Consider the following 26,447-nt stretch of genomic DNA (forward strand, 5'->3'; position numbering starts at 1 on the left):
ATTATGCTCCCACTTCCATTAAGTGAGATTGCTTGTAAAAGCTGTCTAACCAATTATCTAAATCTTCGATAAGGTATCTAACAGAGCGACCTATTTTAATAAACTTAGGTGCTTTGGTTCTATTGTCTCTATTTCCCTCCATTCTTGATTGACGAAGAAAAGAACGGCTCATTCCTATATATTCAGCTGTTTCTATTTCAGTTAACGCACGTTTCGCAACGGTCATAATGTTTTCCTATTTGTAGAAGCGTATAATTTGTTGTTGCAGCTTCACAGCTGTCCCAACGCTGTTTACTTTATAGCAAACCATTTAAAAACGATTCAAGCACAATTCGAAAACTGTTTAATAATGATTCGGTATTTTCAAAGTTAAAACTCGCCTACAGTACACGTATTTAAAGGGGCGTTTAGAAATGTAAAATATATTTTTTGTGAACGCCTAAATAATTCAAACAAGAGCGGTTCTGACTTAACTTATTGTTTTTAGCTATAATTTATTAAAAGTGGGAAAATGAAAAACCGAAATTTATAACATGTTCAGCTTCGCTGTAACGCACGGTTTTAAAGGGAACTTTCGAAATTGAGAGGTATGTATTTTAGTCTGTTTGAAAACAGGTGATATCAGTCAACTTGGCTGTAGCGCACGGATTTAAAGGTAATTTTCGAAATTCGTATCAAATGAGTTTTAATAAACTTTCAAACACCAACTACGCTGTAAACGCTGGTATGACTGGTTATTATTGAAATTGATGTCGGCTTTTTATAAAGGGGGAAATACACTAAAGGAACTAATAGGCAATTAGAGATGTTTTCAAAAATTGAAAAGGTTAATTATTATAAAGACGTTCCGTTAATGGCAAGAAATACCACATTTCGGACATTAAGTTTTAAGCGGTAAACAATATTTCGGATTAGATTGGGTATCGATAAAGCCTTGCTAAGCGGAAAATAATAGTTGGCTATAATCGCGAATCGATGGCCAAATATTATTTTTCCGTTTAAGAAACTTGATGTTTATTATTTAGGTTTATAACCTAAAACCTCATGAATATCTGATGGTTCTAATTCACTACTCGTTGCTAAATACTCATCGAAAAATGATTTTTTAGTTTTCCAAGAAGCAAGTAGCTTTCCTTTGTTGATCCAAACTTTTATTAACTTTTCATTATGTTGATTAAATTCAAAATATACGTGTGTGTCTGGTGTACGAGCGATGTCGACCATCCATTTATGTCTACTACCTTTGCCCCACACTAAGTTAAATATATTACGCTTATCTTTGACAGGTGAGCCTGCACTAAGTCGCTTTGACTTCCATGACTCTTGCACATCAATAACCCAAATAACACGTGATTTAGGGAGTAACTCTCGATAAAAATTTACTCGCTCACGAGCGTCACGTATATCAATTCTACTTTTCTGAATTTCAATAACATGGTCATTAGCAAGAATGTCAGCTCTATGCTCATTATTTGTTCCACAAATTACTTCGGTACAATCATCATTAACTAAATTCTTCCAACTCGCATGCCAATTACTTTCAGGTTCATAACCTGGAGGCAATTGTGGCTTACCATTGGTATAAACCCAATATTGGAGATATTCTCCTACACATGCCTTTACCTCATATGCAGGAAACCAAATATCGCAACCCAAAGTACCAGATGGTACATCCTTCGCATGCAGTCTCTGTCCATTAACTTGAGCATATTTCATATATTTGATCACCTTTAATTACGGAGTAACTCAACTTCTTTCAATATATTTTCTTGAGCGACTTCATCTTTTATTGCAGAGCTTATTTTTTCAATTAGAGCTATTAACCTTAAAAACCCAACATTTAACTCTTCATCGTTAGGTGTCTCAATACCATGAAGCAAGTTATTTCTGACTCGCTTGAAGTAGTTCAACTCAACAGCTTCATCCTTTGAAATGATTCCATCTAAAGCTAAAGGTTCAAACTTTGCAGTGAAGAATTTTTTATGATTCCTGTTACGCTCTATATGAATATTAGAAACAGCCTTTTCCAAAATAATCCATGACTTAACAAAGCATTCAAAACCTGAAACGTCAGTAGTACTACCTAATGACCGTTTGAAATATTTGTTTAACTTGTTATTACCTTCAGGGCTCTTAAATGAATCATTAAGAATCATTGTAAACAACTGATCAGTTATAGTTTCTTTTTCACTTTGATTAATTTTGGTGAGGTATTTAGAGAAGTCATTCGTGCTTATTTTTTCTGAATCCTTCAAGTAATTGAAGAGTATTTTCGTATCACCAAGCTTTAATTTATTTATATAATTTTTATTAAGTGAGTTTGTAATAAGGCTTGTTAGTTCATACCTACTGGAGATGTCATTTTTATCTTTTGTTCTTTTAGTCATTGCTTTTTGAAGCCTTTCAAGCGCAATTTCTCCAGTAAGAACTAATCCATTAATTTCATCTAAAATTGACAACTCTTCTTCAGAAAGATCTCCAGAAAATGGCTTGTAAACAAGATCGTGCTCTACTTCAGACCATGCGTGCATTAGGACTGATGCTACTTGAATTTCAAATAAAGCACTTTCGTAGCGCTTTTTTCCTTGAGTAGAATTTTTTACATTGACTCTATAATGCGAAGCCCAATATCCAGAAAACCTTTTCTCAAATTTGGGTTGATGAGAGCTCTCTGGAAATATTTTTCGTTTTTTGACTGTAAAAACATCTTTTATTATTTCATCTACTAATTCCCTGTCTTTAGGAAAGTACAAGGCGACTCGTACACCAGCTAAATCAACTATATCGTCGAAGATATCTTTTACATCTTTATATGGTGTCTTCTCATTTCGTTGTTCTAGCTTAAGCTTTAATCGTTCTGGTCGTTTAGCTCGGAACGAAACAATGGCTTTAATTCCTCTTTTTTCAAGTTCTTGCTCTAAGAGGTTAGAACCAATCTTTGAAAGTTCAGAATAGTAATCATACTGCCGACTGTATTGTTCAATAAAATTCTCTATTACACTCATCTAAACTCAATACTCCTTGCTAGAACAATAAAACATAATGCCGCACTAAGCGGACTAAAGTTGTTGGTTAAAATATGTAACGAAGCGAAAACTAACTGTTTTAGTTCATTTAAAGGGCTTGTTTCATTTCTATTTTGATTAAGCTATACACTCAAATGAAGATATTTTCCACGCTGCGGTCATCCCTTGATGATTTGTAATAGAAAAGATCTTAGCTACAATATTTTGCCCTTCTTTTAATTCAAGGTTACCCATTTTCTCAATATCACACTCTGATAAATCAACGTAAAAAGACTCCCCAATATCATAGTTAAACAAAGTTATTTCTTTAGGGTCTAGTCTTAGATCAATTTCATCAATCCTAAAAATCCCAGCCTGTTCTATCTTTTGATTTGCATCTGCAATTGCAATATCAATACCTGTTTCTTTAGCAACAATATTCCGTAGTTTCATTGCAAACTCTTCTTGGTTTAGTGTATTCCCATAGTAAGGGTCGTATACAATTTGCCGAGAAAAATCTTCCATTATTTTATTGCTTATTTCTTGAGGGTTACTCTGTTGATTATGTTTTTCAAACAAGCTTTTATAAACTGATTTACTAGTATTTATCGACTTTAGGGCTAAAGATTTCAAATCACTTGTTGTTTTTTCTTTAAATCCATCATTGAAATGAAGAATATCATTACGGTGCTTTCTAATCAGATGAAAGTCATCTGCAGTTGCTTGATCTATTGCATTGAGTTCTTTTAATTTATTAATTCTAATAAACTGTGATTCATCACTGAGATGCTCTTCATTACTCAGATTAGCGAAATGTTTACATAAGTCTTCGCAAGCAACGCCAATAAGAGCAATTGCACTATAATATGCTCCAAAAGAATAACTTAATTCTGCTTCTTTTATTAGCTTAATAAAGCCACCAGTCTCTTCAATGAAACCAATATTATCTATTTCCCATTTCCTATCTGTGATTGCGTTTAATTCATCTTCAAACCATTTTGAAAGCGAAAATTTATATGCTTCCTTATCTCTTTTAATAAGTTCTTCACAATCGTCGATGTTTATATCTTTGTAATCAAATTTTGTTGAATCAAAATAGCTCAAAAAAGTACTCCGAATGTTGATTTGAAATGTAACAGCTTATTATGTAAACGACTCAGTAATGTCCATCTACTTGACTACGTATCAATCTACATTAATCCTTTTAAATTTCAAGTGTTTAATTTTTATATAATGCTTAGTATTTATCGATTTATTGGTATTACTGAAAAATATCAGTAATATGATCCATTATAAAATATATGGCAAGTAGATTTGTGGCTAACATCAGCACTGCGGACTTTGTGAACATTAACCTATAAGGTTTACAGCCGCGGCTTTATGCTCTGGCGCTAAATGCGCATATCGTAAGGTCATTTTTAAATCACTATGACCTAACAACTCTCTAACCGTATTTAAGTCGACACTCGCCATCACTAATTTACTGGCAAAGTGATGCCTTAAATCATGAAATCTAAAATTAGTGATTTGTGCTTCATCTAACAAAGCTCCCCATATATAAGGAAAGTCTTTTAACTGGGCATTGTTTTTATCTTTGAAGACAAAGCCTATTCCGTCTGTTTTTTGTTGCCATTGTTTAAGGGTATTAAAGGCTTGTGTATTTAACGGCAAATGACGGGTATTACCTGATTTCGCATTCTGAAAATCAACGGTCAGTATCTTGTTTTCAAAATTAACATGATTCCAATCGAGTGATAATAACTCTCCCTTGCGCATACCTGTATTTAAAGCAAGTATCACTATGACTTCTAAGAAGTCTGTATCACAAGTTTGTAGGTTTTCTCGTAATCTTGCTTCTTCATCTTTGGATAAATAGCGAACTTTAGAGTTATCTACCGTTAACGTTTTTACCTTACTCAAATCATGACTATCAATAGCCCCCCATTCAACAGCACGACTCAAGCAGCCCTTAATGGTGTTAATCTGCCTATTTGTTGTTGCAGGCTTAACTCCGTCAGTTAATCGCTTATTTCTCCACTTCTCGATCTCCCACGCGTTAATATCAGACAACTGAAAGTCCATTAACGTAGGGAAAGAAGATTCAAACGCTTTCATGGTTTTTTCGGCTGTTTTTGGATTACGTGACTTTAACCAAGGCGCGTATTTTTCTTCTAAGAAGAATTGTAGTGTTGAGAATTTAGAATATTTGGTTTTGGTTCGGTCATGCTTTCTGACCGCTTGAACATCAACACCTTGAGTGACTTCTGCAATTTTATTCTTTGCTAAGTCTCTCGCTTGCGCTGGTGACATTTGACCATCAATACCTAATCGGTAATTTACCTGTTTGCCATTTAGGCGGTAAAACAAATAATAAGTGATCAAACCTGTAGGAGTTATTCGAGCGTGAAAGCCAGAAATTTCAGTATCATTTAATCGTTTATCTTCGGGTATTAAATTTTTAATACTTGTTATGGTTATTTTGGTTTTTATTGTCATGACATTACCACCCTGTGTAGCTCATTTGTAGCATGACCATTATGCTACAATGAACAACTAAGAACAACACCAAACAAGGCACAAGGATTAACCCTTTATATAACAGTAACATAGATGACAGTAGAGTTCATACTTGTTCATTACTGTTTATGGATTATTACGCACATAACGCCCTAATAATGGGCAAAAAATTGTTGGCTAAAATGTTGAGGTACGAAAACAGCCAACTTTTTTTGTCCTGTTAATTAGCTTATTGTTGCAAACATTCTCGAAAGCCAATTATTCATAATCATCACTAACTTGTCAGGTGTAGCCATATGAATCATATGTTGGCTATTTTGGATTGCTGCTACATCTGCATTTTTTTTATCTTTGATGAAGCTTGCTACACCCAGGTAAGTCATTTTATTAATCTCTTCAAAACACTTTTGACTCGGGTTTCCAAAGCCAAGAAAAAAATCCTTAGTCTGTTCAGGTATATGATTAATTGCGATTGCTGGAGCAGTTATGCCAGAATAATCACGGCCTTCCTTTTTTTCTACATCAAGGAGCTTGTCTATAGCGATAAGATCTGCAAACGGTCTATAGCTACCATCACTATTTTGAATTCTTTGGGTATGATAAAAGTGCTCTTTATGGGTAAACATTTCAATATTTGCATAACCTAAATCAGGGCATACTGCTACATGACTATCCATATAATCTAATGCTTGAAGCGCATCAATATAAATCAAGCCTTTTACTCGCTCAGGAAAATGTCTTCCGAGATGGTTCAACTCCCCGCCCGCAATAGAGTGACCTGCAAAAATAGCATTCTCAATATTCATTGTATCTAAAATGGTAATGATATCTTTAGTTAACCTAGCTGTTGAAAAGTTCTCTTTTCTCGATTCAGAGTTTCCATGACCAACACGAGTTATACCAATAACTCTATATGAATCGGTAAATCGCGGCGCAAAAGGATCAAAAGTATGGGCATTAAGAGCAAGGCCAGCAAGAAATACAATAGGTGTACCTTCTCCTCCCCAATCAACTACTTCTAATTTTATTTTATCGTCCATTTCTACGTAGTGTACTTTGTGCGGTGTAGTATCTACCCAGTCACTCGCATATGCCGCGTTTATTACTAAAGTGCAAATATAGGCTAGCACTAGGATATTCTTAATCATTATAAACTCCGTAATCAGATTAGGGGGATGGTAACTAGCGCTAAGACAGCGTCCGTTTGAGTAGCTTATAGTTGGACCATCCCATTTATATAAGTAACCACGTCGTATGAATTGGAATAACTGAAAACACTAAGCCTGAATACCAATAGCCCGAACTTTTAAACCTATCATGATATTGTAAGCCAGTAGGGTTGTTTGACCAACGACACTTTTTAACAACATGTGGAAAAATAAGAAGTGTTAAAGCAATTAACCAATGAAAAAAATAATTCACTTCGCCGCTACCTCTATATGCGTCCCACCCTGTATTTATGTTATACACAAAGGAAGGAAAGGCATATTTAGCTGTTATGACAATTAGAGCCAATATCAAAGCGAGCCAAACCCCTATTCGATTTTTGGTACTCCAAGTAAAATCTTTAAATTCAGGGCTTTTCCGTTGATATATGTAAATGGAAAATAACGGCAAAAATACTATCAAGATAAAAAGGTAAAAATACTTCATCGAGTCGACTTAAAAATATAACGCCCACGTTAAGGGGCTAAAATAGTGGGCTAAACTAAGCGACGAAGGAGCAAAAGCCAACCTTTTTTGTCATTGTTTAATTACTTATTAGAAGTAAACGTCCCTGGTACAACAGCATTCGCTACTGATTTGAATAACATAAACCATAAAGCCACTAAACCGAACCAATACAAATTTGCATCACCAGTTCTCAGATCTTGGACTTTGGACTTCATATAAGCATACGGAAGTAGCATACTATTTTTCGATTTTAATTGATGGATTAATCCACCTTCGTGCCAAATAGAAACATTTGTTCCAACTTTCAAATCACGAGCTAAGTTCTTACACTTTCCTTCGCCAATACCAACAGCAGAAAAAGTATCTTGGTATGAGCCAATATTTAGATCAAAGTAGGTATATACTTCATCTGTTTCGTCATCAATAACTTCTTCTTTATGACATTCGATAAAATCAATTTCGGTTGAGTATTCATGTATGTTTGATAAATCAGAAACCATATATTTCGGTAAAACGAAAGCAAGTACTACCATATTGATTAGGATAAATACCAAAATGAACAGCTTACGATTTGTTCCTTTTCCTTCAGAAGAAAATTCAATGATAAATTCATTTTCTTCATCGTCCTCATCTTCCTTCTCTTTAATTTCTTGTGCTTTTCGTTCAAATTCACCGTTTTTTTTTCTTCGTTGAATTTCTTCACATAATTGCTTATATCGCTCAGGATACATATCCCTATTGATATTTTCATTAACATCCAATAATTCATCCAATGTGTAATTTGAATAGTTGATTGACACGATACTTCCCTTTACCTAACGCCTTAATCACAGGCAATAAAATTGTTGGCTAGAATAAGCGACGAAGGAGCAAAAGCCAACTGTATTTTGTCCTTATTAATTAGCTTGTTAGGGCTACACTACCACCCATCATTACCATTTGGTTTTTTATTTGTATTTGATTCTGTTGGCATATTAAATTTATTTATTTCACCATGATGTTCGGTAACAATACGACTAAATTGAATCTGCCTTTGCTCATCTAGAATAGATTTTGGAACTGCTTGGAATAAAGCTTTATCAAATAACACTATGAACACACTAGGTGTTTCAATTACTGACTTTACAGTCGTCCAATTATACATTGAACTGAAGTGCTTATTTTTTTGCTCTATGCCCGCTGGAGATATGATTAAAGTCCGAGAGCCTAACACTACACCTTCATTGTCTGGAAAGTAATCACTTTGAATTTGTTTAAAATATTGAACATACACTATTGAAAAACTAAGCCAGCCAATGCCACAACCTACGATCAGAAACATCAGTCCTTGTTTAGTGCCTCCAGTATAGTAATAGTTAAATCCGATACAAAAAACTAGTACGATGAAAACCCAAGACAATAATTTCCATTGCAACTTAGGCTTTTTCTGTTGTTCTTGAATTATTTTACATGATTCAAAAAACTCTTCATGTTTTAAAGAAAATTCAACTTCCATGAAAAACAATACTCCAATGTTGCCCTAACGCTTACATAAGCGGAAAAATATAGTTGGCTAAAATGTTTGAGGAACGAAAAACAGCCAACTGTAATTTTTCCGTTTGATGTTCTTGTTAGGGTTAATCTGTGCTTACATCGCCACTTGAAGAAAAACTATCAGAAGAGTCGTTACCAAAACTACTTGATTCAATTACAGATATATTACCACCAAAAAATGAAGACGATACTTCTTCTCTCATGGCGCCGTAGTCACAAGTTTCACCACGTTCTTCGTGCCAATTATTAAATTGTTCAAAGCTGGTATATAAAGCATGCGCATAACATATATGTCGCCAGTTATATCCCTCTTCATGGATTGTTCGTTCAACTTGCCCTGAAGTATAAAGTTTACTTCTACCGTATCTTCTGGATAAATCCCTACCCAATTTTTTAATATAGCTTTTTATTGCTTTATTCTTTCGATAACTAAAAAAGAGCATCCGATTCTCCATTAACCCTAACAGTGTATTAGTGCGAATTTCGGGTTAATACAAAATAAACCTTCAAAATTAACGAGTCCTAGCACACATTTTTATTAATAATTTGAATACGTTACCAGTAATTATTGACCTTATCAAACTATAACGTGATTGGGGGAAGTGAGCATTGAGATATATGTGCCATTGCGCAGCACACTATGAACAATTAAAAAGGAAAATATCATAAATAAAACAAAGGATTGAAATTATAGCATTAGATATTCGTGCCATTTTTTTAAATTACATATCGAGCCATATCAGTGATATTTTTCAAGAATTATTATCGCTACGATATAACTTTATCTATGCTGCTTTCTTTGTCCCTGATAAGGCACTTAACCAAAGCACACCTCTACCTCCTATACATTAATTTTCGTCAGTAAACTTTATTCATCCATCTCACATCCCTGAAAATAATTTTATATTACTTAAAATAGCACTCTGCCCCCTTTAATAGGCTATTTAAGCGACCTTCAACCTATTGTTTTTAATGGTATTTAATTCCTAGGTATTTTAACGTTCTAGGTGCTAATCTGCACGCACTTTCATTTGGAGGGCTATTGATGCCGACAGCTAAAAAAGATTTTATCGATCACGACTTCTCTAACCATGACTTTAAAGGTATGCGCTTTGAGCAATGTAATTTCTATCGATGTAATTTTAATCGGTCTAATTTATCCGATGTTGAATTTATTGAATGCAGTTTTGTCGAGCAAGGTAGTATTGAAGGTTGCCGATTTGATTATGCTAACTTACGTGATACCAGCTTTAAGCAGTGTAGATTGTCTATGTCGAGCTTTATTGGCGCGAGTTGTCTAGGCATAGAGTTCAGATCTTGTGATTTGAAAGGCGCTAACTTTGTTAAAGCGAGTTTTGAAAATCAAATTTCACGTCAGTCATATTTTTGCGTGGCATACATCACCGGCTGTAATTTATCTTATGCAAACTTTTCAGGTGTACGTATTGAGAAGTGTGACTTATTTGAAAATCGTTGGAATGGCGCCAACCTGCAAGGCGCCTCACTGAGACATTCAGATTTAAGCCGCAGTGAATTTTCAGAAGACGCTTGGGAACAGTTCCAAATGCAAGGTTGCGATTTAACACATACCGAATTAAATGGCCTTAATATCAGGCGAGTGAAACTTGATGGCGTGAAGATTTGTAATTGGCAACAAGAGCAATTGTTAGAGGGCTTAGGAATTCTAGTATTACCCGACTAAATTGCATAATCACTTTATTTAACGCCAATAAGAACGGTAACAACAGCTGTTGTTACCGTCAAAGTACCGTCTTAATTTACTGCGACATAGTTACTGTAACTACTTGTGCCACATGCATTACTGGCACTAACTTGAACGTAATCAGTACCACCTGGATACAGTTTATCAACACTTACAGCAGCATTATCACTACTGGTCGCATCAACCCATTGGCCATTCCAAAGTTGTACATCATAACTTGTCGCACCGGCAACCTGATTCCAGCTGGCATCAAATTGATAATAGCTAGAATTGCTAAACGTTAATCCGGTTGGTGTTGCTGGCGCGGCAGTACACGATGTAGCTGCTAAAGTAATAGTGATCCAGCTACTTGCCTGCGGCTCATCATTACAATTGTTATGCGCTACCACACGAGCATAAGCGGTTGTGCCCGTTAAACCGGTAATATCATGACTAGTACCGTTGACATTAGCGGCAGAATCCCAAGCACTGGTGTCTTGATTCCAAATTTGCACTTCATAATAATCTGCGCCGTTAGTTGCAGACCAACTTAAGGTAAAACCTGAGTTGGTGATATTGCTAGTGACTGGCTCTGCTGGCATTGAAATACCATCACATTGGGCAATATCGGCGAGTTGCACATGAATATAATCACTGTAATCACTACTACCGGCATTATTTTTCGCTTTAACATGCACCCATTGATCAGTATTGCTTAACCCTGAAATATTAATGGTATTGCTGGTACTCGTGCCTGCCGATACCCAACCTGTGTTATCAATCCAGCGCTGAACATCATATTGGCTAGCACCACTAACAGTTGACCATGTTAGGTTAAAGGCGCTATTAGTAATAGAACTTGCTACTAAGTCACTAGGTGTGGCTGGTAAGGAAGGATTTACTCCGCCATCATATAAATAACTTGCGGCACTAACATCTTTATTACTTAAGACTTGCGAAAAGCCCATAACACTTAAGTTAATTGAACTGTCTGTTGGCACCATAGTGGGGTAACCATTGATACTAAAGGCTGTAGAAAAATAGTGCATGACAGAGTAATAGTCATAACTACCATAATCCATGCCGTTTGAGCCCATTTTTTGGAAGTTATACTGCATGCTCGGTGAAATATTACCCCAATTAATAGTGAGATAGTTATCCCGATCATTACGTGATTGCTCATGATAAAAACCTACCGCATGCCCAATTTCATGCACCGCTGCGCCGTTGCCACAGTTTGAGGCTAAGCCAAGATCTTGCACGCCACCTTGTCGGCCAATCATTGAATAACAACCGCCGGCATTAATCATATTAATGTACGAACCTTCATTCGTTCTTTGCACCAATTGAACACCAGTACCACTATTGTTCCAGTGGTCAATCGCATAATAAAGCGCATTACGTGCGCTGCTTGATAAACTACTGCTCATTACATACGGTACAACCCCGTTCGGCCAAACAGCACCTGAATTAGGATAAATAATAGCGGCATTCGCATTAACATCACTTTGATAAACTTCTTTAGAATTATCTACCATGATTAAACCGTGTTTTAGTAGATCTTCGGTATTACCTAATAAAATATCACCGACAAATGCTTGGCCGTTAATATCTACTGCAGTAATTTCAGTACCGTCATTCGCTTGAATTGTTACTAACTTTCTTCCTTCACTGGAAAACCCCATAAGGTGGTCTTTATCTGTTCTATTAGTATCTGCAGCGCAGGTTACAGCGCTAGCAAGTACACTGACAGCAAACATGCCTGCGCTCACAGCCGTAGTAAGTAAAGATGATTTATTCATAATGAAACTTCCTTCTATTATTATTGTTGTTAAATTATTTTTTATTGGAGGTTATCAACGTCTTTTCCCACTTCGTTTATGTCATAGCAAACGGCTTTAACTAACGCGATGTAAGGTTATAACTACCAGATAAAAATCTAGCAAAACAACCGATACAGCAGAATACAAAAAGTTACCAACAGACTAATTAGAGTATCGAAACATGTGAATTTGGTGATTAAATTTCAAACAGTGAATCTAAATTAAACGATAAGTAAAAATATAAATAAGTAACCACGAGTTAAAACAAATTTTTTAAACACTTTTGACTTAGTCAACGTATCAGGTGAAAAAAATAAGGTAGCAGCTTGGGTGAAGGGATTCAGTGAAATAAACAATTGCAGACAACCTATGATTACAGCTAAGTTTGGCATTAATGTAGGTATTAGCGTCCTGCTAATGATTAAACTAATAGCCGATTTTAACTATTAAAGCAGTAACTAAACAATTAGTTACTGCTCTTTTAACTTGCTGATTTACTAATTTCCTGCTTGATTACTGGACAGTATAATAGGCACTGTACTCACTGCTACCACAGGCATTACTTGCTTTAACATGGAAATACTCAGCACTACCACCATTAAGTTTATTCACCGATAGTGCAGTATTTGCGCTTGTCCCAGCATCAACCCATTGACCATTCCATAGCTGCACTTGATAACTTGTGCTATCAGCCACTGCTTGCCAGTTAGCCGTGAAGTTACTTGAGGTTAGCGATGAAAAACTTAAACCTGTTGGTACATTTGGCGCATATTGACATGAATCTGCCAAGGTAATGCTAAGCCAATCGCTCGCTTTAGGTTCATCGTCACATGCATTGCCAGCAACAATACGTGCATAAGCAGTACTGCCTGTTAAACCGCTAATGTTATAACTGGTACTACTGACACTTTGTATAGTCTGCCACGATGAAGTAGCATCTTGCCAAAGCTGAACTTGGTAGATATCAGCGCCAGTTGTTGCACTCCAATTTAAGGTAAAGCCGCTGGCACTAATATTACTAGCCGTTGGTTTTTCAGGGTCAGAAATAGCACTACACGTTGCTATATCAGCTAGTTCAACGTGAAGGTAATCACTAAAAGTACTGCTGCCTAAGGTATTATTGGCTTTAACATGTAACCACTGATCTTTATTTGATAAACCATTTACAGCAATTGCAGCAGTATTGGTATTACCAACATTGACCCATCCATCGCTATCAAGCCAGCGCTCAACGGTATAACTTGTCGCTTGTGCTGAACTTCCCCAAGACAAAATCATAGAGTTATGAGTAACAGCACTAACACTTAAATTGCTCGGTACTGCCGGTATTTCCATATCATTAGTTAACGACACTATTAGGCTGGTTGATGGTTCACTACTACCACAGGTACTGATTGCACTCACTCTTACTTGTACTGTACTACCGACGTTAAATCCTGATAAGTTAGCTGAATTTTGTGTAACCGTTGCTTTAGTTAACCAACTGCTCCCCTCATTCACTTCAATCATATAACTGGTTGCATTGGCAGTAGCCGCCCATGAAAGCAAAAAGTTATTACTAGTAACATTACTCGCTACTAATTCGGTAGGGATTGTATTGCTACAGCTACCATTGGTTTTAATACTCCAGCTAAAGCTTGCTTCGGTATTTTGATAGCTATCTTTAATAACTTTACTGGTAGTGTCTTTTACTTTAGCCACTAAAGTATATGTGCCGTTACCTAATTCATCAGCGTTGATTGTTAATTGCTTACCAGAGGCTTTAAACACTTGGTCCAAATACCAGGACACCTGCATAGTATCAGGAATAGGTTGAACGGTATTTACGTTAAAAGATTGTTGCTGTCCGGCAAGCATTTCTACCACATTGGTTGCAGGCGAAACACTATCTATTGGGCTGACAAAATCATACGTTCTTAAAACTAACGCCTCTTCATTCACTTGATAAAAAGGTACACCAAGATGGTTCATCATAGAGTCATAAGTTGGGCGATACATGCCACTGGTACAATATCGAGCACCTTGATAAGCGTCCACATTACTAGCACTAAGCCAGTGAGACCATTTACTGCCATAGGCGCTAGTGGTTACATTAGGTTCAAACGGCTCTGAGGTGATACAAGTACCATTGGTATATTCATCGCCTAAATGGCCAAAAGAATGCCCTACTTCATGTAATGCTAAGTCTATAGCCGCAGGTGCTAATGACATAGTTGCTACTGTACCGCCCGCGCCACCATAAGTTGTGGTATTTACCACAACCACTACTTGGTCTGCTTGATGAGATGGCATAATACTATTGATATAACTAGTAACTCTGCCCTCATCAACACATAACAACCGGTCAATACCATAACAGCCAAAGTTGGCACCAAAGCGTGTATCAATGGGTCTACCGCCAGTACCTGCTCCGGTTTGGTTTGAAGCGACTTCAACTCGCCACACGTTATAGAGATTTTTATATTCTTTGTAAGGCGGTACATTAAAATAACCACTAATAATATTATTCACATCAGTAGAAAATTGCGCTAACTGACTATTGGTGTAACCTTCACTTAAAAATACCAAATCAACTCGATTAGTTGAATCACCGTTATCTAATACTTTTATCACATTTGAACTGGCTGAATTTTGGCTAAGGGCTTTACTGTTTAGGGTATCACTCATGGCCGCTTGAGCTTGGGGCTGCTCCAAGGTGATTTCGTCAACCTGTTGTAAAACAAGCTGTTGGTTTTGTTGTTTTGGTTGGTAAATTTTTACGCTATGCAGTTTATTATCATCTGGCAGTATTAAGTTTAAAACCGCAGAAGGTCTTTTTATATCTTTTGAAAAGGTCATAGCGCCAGTACCTTCATCAAATACTTCAGCGCGGAAAAACAGTGGGTTCTTAATGATTTGTCGGCTCAATTCATTACCTTGTTCATCAAGAGCGACCGCCACGAGGTCCTGCAAATTAACCTTTGCCTTACTTTTCGTGATTGGACTTTTACTGACTCGATTAAGGGTTAACGATGGCTGCATGCTTTGACTAGTTTGGCTTGCCCGACTCGCCATAGCGCTAGTTTGATTGTCAGTCTTATCTGTTACGTTTTCACCGTTCACTTTTACTTGTGTAAAACTGTGTAAGGTTAAATTAATTTGCCTACTGCCTGCATCCGCATAAGTAGCTATACAGCAGGATAGCGTTAACAACACTTTGGCCACTTTTTGTATTAAAACCATAAATACCTCTCATTATTTTTATTGTTTTTTTAGTTGCTAAAAATGAATTAGCTAATGATTAAATAACTTATCGAGACAAAAAAAGCACAGCCAATGTTATCAGCTGTCGGCACAGGGTATTAAACGCACAATTTATGGCGGTCAAAAATCAATCAGGGTAGATTTATGGCGAATTGATTGAGCTGCTATAAAAAATCAAGCTGACAAAAATAGACCATTAGCCAACTAATGGTATTTAAATATAGACGTTAAAAACAAGTCGATTTAATGTCATTTATTCAACAGTAAGGTTTCTAAAAAGGTGTGCAAAACTTCTACTTACTGCTAAAGGCTCTACCAACTGCTTCATATGGGCATGCATTTGTTCTGCATCGGATGTTTGTACAAAGTCTAGGTGTTTGATGCTCAAGATAGTACTGCGATGTACCTGCCAAAAAACATCGGGGTCAAGTTGTAATGATAGACTTTTCAAAGGCATACGCACTAGCGCCTCTCTGTCTTTTGTCAATACTTTTACATAACGACCACAGGCTTTAAAGCAGATAATATCTTTAATATCTAGTAACCAGAACTTACTACCAATTTGAATTTTAAGCCACTTTAAATAACGGTCATGACTCGATGAAATATTACCTAACAATTGTTTGATGTCGATAGGTGTTGAGGCAAGGCGTACATTCAGCCTATCAATACATTCTTTCAGGCGTTTATCTGAGTATGGTTTTAATAAATAATCGATAGCGCCGGCTTCAAAGGCATCAATGGCATACTTGTCATAGGCGGTAATAAAGACCACATGGCAATTATGTTTACTTTGTTGAATTACTTCAATCCCGGTTAAATCACCCATTTGAATATCTAAGAACACCACATCAGGTTTTAGGGTGTCAATTGATGACAAGGCATCTTTACCACATTTAACTGAGGCAATAATATTGCCTTGCGGCCAATGGTTTTTCAGCTTTCTCTCTAGGTTTAAGCGTAATATTTCTTCATCTTCAGCGATAACAATATTAACCATTAGCAGGTACCTCTAGTTGTGCACAAGTATTTTCATTCGGCTGACAATCAATACTAAATTTAGCCAGACAGCCATAAGTAACGTCTAACCGAGCAATTAAATTGGCAATGCCGGTGCCGTGTGATTTATCTTTTAAAATGCCGACATTATCGGTCACTGACAGTATTAATGAATCTTTACTACCTAAGGCGGCACTAATAATAATCTCACCTTTACCATTGTTTTTTTCCACTGCATGTTTAATGGCATTCTCAACCAATGTTAATAATGACATGGGTAAAATAGGTAAATGCTGTAAGTTTTTGGCAATATCTATTTGATAAGTTAACTGCTCACCAAAGCGGATTTTTTGAATATTGAGATAACGACGAATCATATCCTCTTCTTCTGATAAGTTAATAAACTTATGACGATATTGATGTACGGTAGAGCGTAAATACTCGGTCAATTCTTCCAGTAGGTTTTTAGCTCTTTCTGGATCGTAATCAATCAAATTATGTAAGTTGGCGAGGGTATTATAGAAAAAGTGTGGTTCAATTTGCGCTTGTAACAAATGTAATTCCATTTCAACACGTTCTCGTTCAATGGACTGTTCGGCAATTTGTTGTTTCAGCATTTGAAATTTTGGTTGAGACTCCCTACTTTGCACATAAATAATCAACATAATGGCCCAAGCAGAAAATATTAACGTAGACAGCGAATAGATAGTCACTTGAAAGATAGGATGGAATGAGCTTTCGTTCCATGGTTGACCAGTGATGTAAATAAAGGGGAAACTTACTGCAAAAGCTAACAAACCTATCATAGCTATGCGAGCAACAGACATTTTACTGTCGGGGCCGCGAGATAAAATTAAATATGAAAAAGCGAGGGAGAACCCTAAGGTATTCATGGTTTTGAAATATCCATAAAACTGGGCAAAGAAAAAATCGAAGCTGCTTTCTACGACGGTCAGGTGATAAACCGTTTTTAGAAAGGCACAAATAGAATTAATACAAAAAACCACCAAAATACTCTTAAATGAAATAAGCGAAGCGATGGTTTTTAATCTGCTGGAAACATGACGCATAGTACATTTTGCCCATTTAGAAAGAAAATTTATGTCTATTAATGGTAATTAGACTATCTAAAATTAAGTTACGCATAAGTTAAAAATTAAAAGCTAGACTAGTAATAACACATTTATGGTCTCAACAATGAATGAGAAAAGTATATTATCCATATTGTTATCACTACTGTGCTAATAAAAAAGCAATAAAGCTAAAGTTTTACTATTCAGTTTTATTGCTTAACGTTATTTTAAGTTTAACTAAAAGTTAAAATTGCATATTTACGCGTAGGTAGTAATAACGACCAATTGAGTTTTGTGATCCAAAACCGTCAAAACCATTACGGTAATCAGCAAGGGCAACTTGTGGCTCTTGATCAGTAAAGTTTTCAATACCAACACTCACCTTGGTATCCAAAGTATCAATATTGTAAGCTGCTTGAATATTATGAACTATATAGCCATCTAACTCTTTTAAGTGCTCTGAACCCTCCGGAATTGCCCAAGAGTTTTCTTCTTGAGTAACAGAACCAGTATAGTTTGAGTTATAACTTACACTCATATCATTCAACGCCCAACTTGCACGCATGCTATGACGCCATTCAGTCCAAGTACCTGATTCTGCGTAATATAGTCCTACTTTGTCTTCACCATTGGTTGAGTATTCTTTTAATTGTGATGCTCCCCAGAACAATTTAAAGTCACCCATTTCAGTGCTTGGGAGTGTGTAGCCTATCGAGTAATCCATACCTTCAATATTTTGACTGCCAACATTTGACAATGTCGCACGAACAACCTTAATAGTGCCGTCTGGATTACGTTCGACCTGCGCAGGATCGTAAACACCACCCGCACTAGCAACATCTTCAAGCACTGCATTTGTACTTGGTTGAAAAATCAAGTTGTCTTTTTTAATATTGAAGTAATCAACCGTTACCGAAAAACCTGCAAGAAACTCTGGCGTCCAAACAAACCCTAACGTTGTACTTTCAGCTGTCTCAGGCTGTAGCGTCGGCTCTCCACCACTGCGTGACCAAGCACCGGGAAGTTCTGTTGGGTTTTGCTGTGCACAACCTGGAAAACTTGCCCAATCATCACCACGACATGGATCTTGAGCACCCGTGTTGTAACCCGTAGTTTGACCGCCATATAATTGAGATAACCCTGGGGCACGGAAACCTTCACTCCATGAACCACGAACAAGAACATCTGCTGTCGGACGCCACTTCATACCAACTTTAGGATTGGTAGTATCCCCAAAATCACTGTAATCAGAATAACGAATGGCAAAATCAAATTCCAAAGCATCGATTAAGAATACGTCGGTAATTACCGGGACAATCGCTTCGGCGTATACTTCTTTAACTTCACGAGGCTCAGGCGGCATGGTATCTGCGGCACCACCACCAAAAACGGTATCTCCTGCTTCATAAATACGTGATACATTTGTAGAGGCCATTTCTTCACGCATTTCAGCGCCAAACGCCATAAATACTTCACCTGCTGGTAATGCAAATACTGCACCGCTGGTATTGAGCATCCAAGTGTTCATTGAACCTTCATTTATAATCACACCTTCTTCAGAAACATAATCAGCCATTTCTGCTGTAACAGTGCCGCGACGACCAAATAAATCAATGCTTACACAGCCATCGTTTCGTGCCGCACAAGCTGCTTCGTCGCCAGCAGCAGCAGCTAAGCGACTTGCAGATAGCTCTATACCGAGGTTGGTCGAATCAAATTTCTCACTGGTATAAGAAACATCCCAATCCCAACTTCCTAATTCACCATTTAGACCTAAAGTATAACGACGGTCATTAGTTACATTATTTACCGCGTGACGTTTACCCGTAGGCGTAATTTCCCACATAGCACGACCCACTCTTACGTCTTCACCAAAAGGGTTATAAGGATTATTTGCGGAAACTGCCACGCCTTCTCCCCAAACGTCTAAGGGTGATTGAATTTGGTTTTTACCTTGGTTTTCTGCATGAGTGTAATTAAATTCATAATAGCCCGTGATAGAATCAGAAAGTTCATAGTTACCACTTGTCCAGATCGAATCACGTTGGGTATCTACACCCGCGGTCATATAGTCCCAGTAGTTCTGTGTATGATCAGGATTGCCCCAATCAAAATCGTCCAAATCATTCCAGCCGTTAATTCTGTCACTGCCAGGCTTGATAACTAATTGCCCACCATCAGGGTGTGTAACAACGGCACTATGATCAGGAATAGGATCACTTAAATCAACGCCGCCATAGTTTGTTCTATTCGTATCCGCCGTTACTTTTCGCGTAGACATGATGTAAGTTTTTTTGTTCGTTCTATTAGCACTGACGATAAAGTTACCTTTATCAAACGAAGCACCAAAGGTCATATCAACGATAGTACGGTCAGCATCACCTTCTGCACTTTGACCTTGTTCAATTTGCATTTCGAAGCCATCATAATCAGATTTCATTATAATATTCACAACACCTGCAATAGCATCAGAGCCATATACGGCAGAAGCCCCATCTTGTAAAACTTCTACACGTTCAATAGCGCCAAAGGGGATGTTGTTTAAATCTACAGTGCCCGATGGATTAACCGTTGATAAACGTCGACCATTAACCAATACCAAGGTATTAGTTGAGCTTAAACCACGTAACGCAACGGTCGCGGTTCCACCTGAAAAAGCTCGATTTGTGCTTTGGCTTGCACCGTTTACTGCGGGAATTTCTTGCAATAATGATGCGATGTCTATTGCACCACTAGCATCAATTTGTGCACGGTCTATAACAGTTACAGGTGATGCGCCAACAAGCTCTGCTCTAGCAATACGAGAGCCGGTCACTGCAATTCGTTCAACGTCTTGGGCTGAGTCAACTTCTTCTGCTGCCATTACTGTTGGCGTAGCAAGTAAAAGCGAAGCAGAAAACATCGCTATAGAGAGTGCAGAAAGTTTAAAGTTAGGGGGCTTTTTCATGTTTATTCCTCATTTATTTTTATTGTTGTATTTGCATTGTCTTTGCTATTTTCATTATTTAGCACTGTTATTCTTATTCACTCGTCTTGCATAAATAAACAAGCAAAATATATTAATGCTCCCCCTATAAAAATTAATTTCGCCGATGAATAAAAGCACAAATGTCACCAAACAACCCTCGACTGTCACCAAATAACCTAGATATGACTCGAGCTGAAGTTCACTAAAAACAGTAGTAAAACGTAATAAAAAAACAGATTGTATATTGTATATTTCAAATGTTATGTTGAATTTATATTAGCGGATAGTGGCTAATAATTCACTAGAGAGCAACCGCCTCTAATTGCTTTACACTTATATAATTGAGAATTTAACAATGAAACTACAAGGCATATATACCCCAGTACTGACTTCTTTTGGCCCAGATGGAAATGTTGATTATGAGGCCTGGAAAATAGTTTTAGATAAGCAGATTGATGCCGGCGTACATGGCTTAATTATTGGTGGGTCAACTGGCGAATTTTATGCCATGTCAAAGCAAGAGCGTTTACATCAATTTGACTTTGCTAATGACTATATTGCGCAAAGAGTTCCTTGGATTGCCGGTATTAATGATGTTCGAGCTACAGAAGTGTACAGCTATGCTAAGGCGGCAAAATTAGCCGGAGCGAGTGGCATGTTAGTCGCAGCGCCGCCTTATTCATTACCCAATGAAAAAGAGCTAGCCGAGCATATTATTCGCATTGATGAAGCGGCAGACTTAGCCATTATCTTATATAACTATCCTGGTCGCACCGGTGTTGAAATGGGCAGTGAATTTCTTGATCTTATTGCCGACAGAGAAAATGTTGTCGCGATTAAAGAGTCTAGTGGCGATATCAACCGTATTCACCAACTTACCCTAGACTACCCACAATTACAGCTTAGCGCTGGTGCAGAAGATCAAGTATTAGAGTTTTTTGTTTGGGGCGCGCAAAGCTGGGTATGTGCTTGTGCCAATATATTTCCACAAGCCTGTGTTGAATTCTATAAGACATGTGTTATTGATAAAGACTTTGTTAAAGGCAGAGAATTCATGACAGCTTTAATGCCTGTAATGGCGTTTTTAGAACAAAGTGGCAAGTTTGTACAATGTGTGAAGTATGGCGCGCAGCTACAAGGACTTAGGACAGGCGAAGTACGTTTACCGATGCAAGAATTAAGCGATGAGATGAAGTCGCAGGTAAGTGCTGTAATCTTAAAAGCGGCCAATAGCTTAGAAATCTTAATTAATAACAAGTAGGAGTATGTGATGTCTGAGTTATTAACAAAACATGCCTATGTTGCACTTGCCAAGGATATTGAGCTACCGAATAAAGCCTTCATCAATGGCGAGTTTGTTAGTGCCATAAATGGCAATACTATGGCAACAGAAAACCCGGCGACAGGGGAAGTATTAACGGAAATATCATCATGTGATTCACATGATGTTAACTTAGCTGTTGCTAATGCCAAAGCGGTATTCGAAAGTGGTATTTGGTCAAAGTTAGCGCCAAACGAAAGAAAATCAGCGGTATTAAAATTAGCTGACTTAATAGAAGAAAACACTACCGAGTTGGCGGTACTTGAAACTCTAGAGGCAGGTAAACCTATTCATGAATGTGTATTAACTGACCTACCCGAAACAATAAGCTGTTTACGTTGGTATGCTGAAGCTGCAGATAAAGTCTATGATCAAATATCGCCGACAGCCCCAGATACTTTGGCAACCATCAGACGAGAAGCTGCTGGCGTTGTTGCCTGTGTACTGCCCTGGAACTTTCCTTTGATGATGTTAGCTTGGAAATTAGGCCCTGCATTGATGATGGGCAATTCAGTGATTGTTAAACCGGCAGAGTCAACCAGTATGACCACCCTTAAAATTGCGGAGTTAGCCATTAAAGCAGGTATTCCAGCAGGAGTATTTAATGTTTTACCTGGTTTAGGTCCCAAAGTTGGTGAGCCGCTGGGTTTGCATAACGATGTTGATGTTGTTTCCTTTACTGGTTCAACGGCAACAGGCCGACACTTTCTCAATTATTCAGCCTTGAGTAATTTAAAACGTGTGGTGCTTGAGTGCGGCGGTAAGAGCCCAAGTGTAGTGCTTAGTGATGCTGATAATTTAGATAGCATTGCCGATCATATTGTTGGCGCAGCCTTGTGGAATATGGGACAAAACTGTACAGCTAACTCACGCATCATTATTCATAAAAATTTAAAAGTTGAGTTAACAAGAAAAATTATCGCCAAACTTAATGATTGGCAAACAGGTGATCCACTTGACCCACAATTTATGCTGGGCTCAATCATTAACCACCAGCAATACAAAAAAATACTCAATTATATTGAAATTGGCAAAAAAGAAGGTGCTACGCTAATTTATGGCGGTAATGTTATCTCGCTTAATAACGGCTACTTTATCGAACCTACTCTTTTTGATGACGTAAGCCCAACTATGACCATTGCCACTGAAGAAATATTTGGCCCCGTCTTTGCTCTTATTGAAGCGAATTCAGACGATGAAGCTATCGCTATCGCCAACGATAGTTGTTATGGCTTACAAGCTTCGTTATATACCCGCGACTTGAAGAAAGCACATTTGTATTCGCAAGCACTAAAGGCAGGTACTATTTCAGTTAATTGTTTCAGTGAAGGAGATATCAGCACTCCCTTTGGTGGTTTCAAGTTGTCGGGCTTTGGTGGTAGAGATAACTCATTAATGGCCTTTGACCAGTATAGCGAAGTAAAAACCACTTGGTTTGATCTTTCTTAATCGTTGACGTTTTTAAACATGCTAAGAAGTGGTAAATTTTTGTCTCCACTTTTTAGCAAAACATCTTGAATAATAAACCCCAACCAATAGCTAAAGTTACTCTAATAACTTGCTCGCCCACATATTTGTAACCAAGCGTAGAAAACTCACCTCCAATCACCTTTATCGGTTATCCAATGGCATTGACCGCTAAGTATTAAATAAATATTGGATATAACCAATTGAAATAAAATAATAAATTTAAAGATATTACTCGCCGACCTATAAACCAAGGTTATACCGTTGCCATCATTATCTATTGGTTAGTGGTTATTTATTAGGCCATTATCATAGAAAAACAATAAGGAAAGTGTATGAAAAAAGTATGCCTTGCAACATTATTAGCCCTAGCTACGCTACCGGCCCAATCAGCCATAATCAAAGACGGTAGTTTTTATGATTATGTGGCTGGATTAAAAAACCAAGCATTCACCAAAAACTCAGGGGATTATGTAGCACCAACAGTTACACAAAGATCTGATTTTAGCTACTTAGCCAAAAGCCTTTATGATCACAACTGGTCAGTTGCGGAAACACAAGCTAACAACTTAGGTTATGACTTAATACAATTTAACAATACCACCACCAATGATGTCTATTGGGGAGTTGCCGAACAGCTAATTAACGGTAAACAATCTAAGGGCTGGGGTTCTTACTTTGTTAATGCTGCATCAACGAGCAACGTAACCATTGAAGTAACTCACCCATCTAATGATACCAATACCCATCGATTAGGGGCGAGAGTATTTGAACGTTCAGATGCAAATGCATTTGCTATGGCCGGAGCTCACCGCTCAGCTAACGGTTATCAAACAGCTAACCCAACCAGTTTAGAATTTTCTATATTCCAAGAAGTACATCAAATATTTAATGGCGGTTATGGTGACAGTACCGCATGGCAATTACATGGCTTTGGATCTAGCACAGGTAGAAAATTCCCCGATGGCACAGATGCGGTATTATCCGATGGCGCAGGTAATGTCACCAATGAATTGGCCACATTAGATAGGTTTTTAGAGGACATTGATGACAGTAAGTTTGGTAGCTCTTACGTTTACAATTTATTAGATAAAGATGATCCACTTAATATTCAAGTCAATGGCATTGATCAAGACGGCCATGACCCATTCTATCGTTTAAAAGCTTTTAATAATCCACAAGGACAGTTTTCAAGAGATGCGGGCGTCAACTTTGTTCATATCGAAGCTTCCTACAATATCCGCGGCAGTCGAACAAAAAGAGATACTTATTTTGCCAATGCCATTGTTGGAGCAATAAAAGAAACCTCTACGGGTACAGCTGGTTATATGGATACCCAAGTAAACGAAATACCTGAGCCTAGCAGTGCTTTGTTATTTCTGGCCAGTTTATTCATCTTACCCTTACGTAAAAAAATAACTAAGCAGGGCTAAGTTAAACAGTGCTGGGCTAAGTTAAACAGTGCTGAGCTAAATTTAGCTCATCACTTGAAGTCACTTCATCGGTAGAAGCTGCACTCCCTCAGCTTTTATCGATGATTTTATTTAAGATAAGTTGAGGTTAGTTATAACCTTTAACAAAACTATCTTCTTCACTTTCTAACAACAAAAAAGATAGTGGATAGTTTACTACAATTACCTTGTCTTCTTGCTCATCAATAATTGCTGGCGTATCTAACTTATTTAAGTTTTCTATTACTTGTTTGGTTTTATCAGATGGCTGGTACATGGGCTAATTTCCTGCGGCGCTGTAAAAGTGCCTTTATCGGTTAGTTATTTTTATTAGGGTTAACACTTAAATAACTTAACCAAAAACAAAATGAAATTAGTAATGTCTTAGAATGGTGGTTTATTGCTTTGAATAGACTTTATAGGGCAATAAAAATAAGGAGGCTTGTATAATAAGAAAGGTCTGCAGTAAAGTAAGCAAAGGTTTATTGCTGAACTTTAGACATAAATTTATCAGCTTTAAATTTCTAGTGACTACTTTGTCAGCATAAGCTAGGAAATATAGACAATCGCCGAAGCATGCGTCTCTCGAAATTAGTCATATTAAACGATGATCTAATAGAGATATATAGTGACTAATCTTAAAAGTGTATTGCTCAATTAAAAGGAAAACGCACGGAGTTGACGTTAGTCAATGAGTACTTTAGACGCCTTAATTGGGCGATACACGAATAAGATAAAATACCAAACGGATTAATTTATTGGTCAACTTAGAGCTACATTAGCAAGCTTAAAACAAGCAAAATGAGTTAAACATAGTTATTCTATATTTCATTCATTTTGTGATGTTATCAGTTTGCTAATGAGTTCCCGAAGGGCGAGTTAAAAGGCTTACAAGCGGCGTTATTAATTTTGACAAGGGAATAACCATTCTCTTCAATCAATGCCTTTCCTCTAAGCCTTTTAAATCTCGCTAAGTGAGCAATAAATTGGTCCGATTGGTATAACTATTAGTGAAGGACAGCGCGAATAGGTAGTCCCGCACAAATTTCAGCTTCAGCAATTAAAATTTCTTCTAAGCGTTGATCAACTTCTTCTTTGTCACAATACTCGTACGCCAGCTCAACAAATAAGTTTTTATGTTTTTCTTCCGACTTAGCAATAGCTTCATAAAGATCTTTGTCTTTACCTTCAGGTAGCGCTTGTGAAACTAACCAGAACTTCTCATAACCGCGCGCTTCAATAACCGCAGCAACCAGTAATCTGTCCATCATAAATTTACTGGTACCATTACGAAACAAGGCACGAATTTGAGTAATGTACGGGTCTTTTTTGTCTTGACCTAAAGTAACATCGCGGGCAACAAGTAACTTTAATACTTGTTTAAAATGAATAAGCTCTTCAATGGCTAAATCTGTCATTGCACGAACCAATTTAGCTTTGTCTGGATAATGAGATAACATTGCCATTGCCATACCTGAAGCTTTCTTCTCAGCTGCAGCGTGGTCTTGCAAAAATAGGTTAAAGTCAGCCATAACTGCATCAACCCAATCTTGGCCAGTGTGGTGTTTTAATTCAAACATATTTACTACTCTCTAAGAAAATATTTACTTAATACAATGGGCGTAATTTTACCTGCGAACTTTTCACTCTACAATAGCTAAGCCCTGCTCT

Annotated in this window: 20 protein-coding genes; 4 read left to right on the plus strand and 16 right to left on the minus strand. The window is 37.3% G+C overall.

What is annotated here, in order from left to right:
• Position 1: 1 nt before the first annotated feature.
• From GAB14E_RS15030 to GAB14E_RS0122740, 9 genes are all read right to left on the minus strand, one after another.
• The gene (locus tag GAB14E_RS15030; RefSeq protein ID WP_197061173.1) at positions 2 to 226 is read right to left on the minus strand and encodes a helix-turn-helix transcriptional regulator; all 225 of its coding nucleotides are present in this window, start codon (positions 224 to 226) and stop codon (positions 2 to 4) included.
• Positions 227 to 1,017: 791 nt separating this feature from the next.
• Positions 1,018 to 1,716: a hypothetical protein gene (locus GAB14E_RS15025; protein ID WP_033081645.1), complete on the minus strand. Its 699-nt coding sequence runs from the start codon at positions 1,714 to 1,716 to the stop codon at positions 1,018 to 1,020.
• Positions 1,717 to 1,730: 14 nt separating this feature from the next.
• Complete coding sequence (locus GAB14E_RS24000; protein WP_052093565.1) at positions 1,731 to 3,005, minus strand: GTP pyrophosphokinase; 1,275 nt, start codon at positions 3,003 to 3,005, stop codon at positions 1,731 to 1,733.
• A gap of 138 nt (positions 3,006 to 3,143) precedes the next feature.
• Positions 3,144 to 4,109 carry a DUF4145 domain-containing protein gene (locus GAB14E_RS15020; RefSeq protein ID WP_033081646.1) on the minus strand — a complete coding sequence of 322 codons (966 nt, stop codon included), beginning with the start codon at positions 4,107 to 4,109 and terminating at the stop codon, positions 3,144 to 3,146.
• A 246-nt stretch (positions 4,110 to 4,355) separates the two neighbouring features.
• Complete coding sequence (locus tag GAB14E_RS15015; RefSeq protein WP_033081647.1) at positions 4,356 to 5,501, minus strand: site-specific integrase; 1,146 nt, start codon at positions 5,499 to 5,501, stop codon at positions 4,356 to 4,358.
• Between the two features lie 245 nt (positions 5,502 to 5,746).
• Positions 5,747 to 6,670: an alpha/beta fold hydrolase gene (locus GAB14E_RS25075; protein WP_052093566.1), complete on the minus strand. Its 924-nt coding sequence runs from the start codon at positions 6,668 to 6,670 to the stop codon at positions 5,747 to 5,749.
• A 606-nt stretch (positions 6,671 to 7,276) separates the two neighbouring features.
• Positions 7,277 to 7,996: a hypothetical protein gene (locus tag GAB14E_RS15010; RefSeq protein ID WP_033081649.1), complete on the minus strand. Its 720-nt coding sequence runs from the start codon at positions 7,994 to 7,996 to the stop codon at positions 7,277 to 7,279.
• A 119-nt stretch (positions 7,997 to 8,115) separates the two neighbouring features.
• Positions 8,116 to 8,691: a YcxB family protein gene (locus GAB14E_RS15005; protein ID WP_033081650.1), complete on the minus strand. Its 576-nt coding sequence runs from the start codon at positions 8,689 to 8,691 to the stop codon at positions 8,116 to 8,118.
• 121 nt (positions 8,692 to 8,812) lie between these two features.
• Positions 8,813 to 9,172 (minus strand): DUF6559 family protein, encoded by a 360-nt coding sequence (locus GAB14E_RS0122740; protein WP_052093567.1) that lies wholly within the window; start codon positions 9,170 to 9,172, stop codon positions 8,813 to 8,815.
• Positions 9,173 to 9,774: 602 nt separating this feature from the next.
• Between GAB14E_RS0122740 and GAB14E_RS15000 the strand changes: the two genes are divergently transcribed.
• Complete coding sequence (locus GAB14E_RS15000) at positions 9,775 to 10,431, plus strand: Qnr family pentapeptide repeat protein (protein WP_033081651.1); 657 nt, start codon at positions 9,775 to 9,777, stop codon at positions 10,429 to 10,431.
• A 71-nt stretch (positions 10,432 to 10,502) separates the two neighbouring features.
• On the opposite strand, the gene GAB14E_RS24010 is transcribed toward GAB14E_RS15000, so the two are convergent.
• The 5 genes from GAB14E_RS24010 to GAB14E_RS14990 all read right to left on the minus strand — a co-directional run bounded on the left by GAB14E_RS24010 (position 10,503) and on the right by GAB14E_RS14990 (position 20,516).
• The gene (locus tag GAB14E_RS24010) at positions 10,503 to 12,233 is read right to left on the minus strand and encodes a M12 family metallopeptidase (RefSeq protein WP_052093568.1); all 1,731 of its coding nucleotides are present in this window, start codon (positions 12,231 to 12,233) and stop codon (positions 10,503 to 10,505) included.
• A gap of 534 nt (positions 12,234 to 12,767) precedes the next feature.
• Positions 12,768 to 15,476, minus strand: a complete 2,709-nt coding sequence (locus GAB14E_RS24015; protein ID WP_052093569.1) for a M64 family metallopeptidase — start codon at positions 15,474 to 15,476, stop codon at positions 12,768 to 12,770.
• Between the two features lie 274 nt (positions 15,477 to 15,750).
• Positions 15,751 to 16,497 carry a LytR/AlgR family response regulator transcription factor gene (locus tag GAB14E_RS14995; RefSeq protein ID WP_033081652.1) on the minus strand — a complete coding sequence of 249 codons (747 nt, stop codon included), beginning with the start codon at positions 16,495 to 16,497 and terminating at the stop codon, positions 15,751 to 15,753.
• Positions 16,490 to 17,389, minus strand: a complete 900-nt coding sequence (locus GAB14E_RS24020) for a sensor histidine kinase (protein WP_052093570.1) — start codon at positions 17,387 to 17,389, stop codon at positions 16,490 to 16,492. Before GAB14E_RS24020 ends, GAB14E_RS14995 begins: the two co-directional genes overlap by 8 nt.
• Positions 17,390 to 17,813: 424 nt before the next feature.
• The gene (locus tag GAB14E_RS14990) at positions 17,814 to 20,516 is read right to left on the minus strand and encodes a TonB-dependent receptor plug domain-containing protein (protein WP_033081653.1); all 2,703 of its coding nucleotides are present in this window, start codon (positions 20,514 to 20,516) and stop codon (positions 17,814 to 17,816) included.
• A gap of 376 nt (positions 20,517 to 20,892) precedes the next feature.
• Between GAB14E_RS14990 and GAB14E_RS14985 the strand changes: the two genes are divergently transcribed.
• From GAB14E_RS14985 to GAB14E_RS14975, 3 genes are all read left to right on the plus strand, one after another.
• Positions 20,893 to 21,798: a dihydrodipicolinate synthase family protein gene (locus GAB14E_RS14985; protein ID WP_033081654.1), complete on the plus strand. Its 906-nt coding sequence runs from the start codon at positions 20,893 to 20,895 to the stop codon at positions 21,796 to 21,798.
• Positions 21,799 to 21,807: 9 nt separating this feature from the next.
• Complete coding sequence (locus GAB14E_RS14980) at positions 21,808 to 23,307, plus strand: aldehyde dehydrogenase (protein WP_033081655.1); 1,500 nt, start codon at positions 21,808 to 21,810, stop codon at positions 23,305 to 23,307.
• A gap of 353 nt (positions 23,308 to 23,660) precedes the next feature.
• Positions 23,661 to 24,758, plus strand: coding sequence for a hypothetical protein (locus tag GAB14E_RS14975; RefSeq protein ID WP_033081656.1), 1,098 nt, complete (start codon positions 23,661 to 23,663; stop codon positions 24,756 to 24,758).
• 127 nt (positions 24,759 to 24,885) lie between these two features.
• Here GAB14E_RS14975 and GAB14E_RS24785 read toward each other — a convergent pair whose 3' ends face one another.
• A complete protein-coding gene (locus GAB14E_RS24785) occupies positions 24,886 to 25,053 on the minus strand; it encodes a hypothetical protein (protein ID WP_156115692.1) in 168 nt (55 codons plus the stop codon).
• Positions 25,054 to 25,783: 730 nt separating this feature from the next.
• Complete coding sequence (locus GAB14E_RS14970) at positions 25,784 to 26,356, minus strand: tRNA-(ms[2]io[6]A)-hydroxylase (RefSeq protein WP_033081657.1); 573 nt, start codon at positions 26,354 to 26,356, stop codon at positions 25,784 to 25,786.
• Positions 26,357 to 26,447 lie beyond the last annotated feature (91 nt).

It is taken from the genome of Colwellia psychrerythraea, from assembly GCF_000764185.1.
Taxonomy (GTDB): domain Bacteria; phylum Pseudomonadota; class Gammaproteobacteria; order Enterobacterales; family Alteromonadaceae; genus Colwellia; species Colwellia psychrerythraea_B.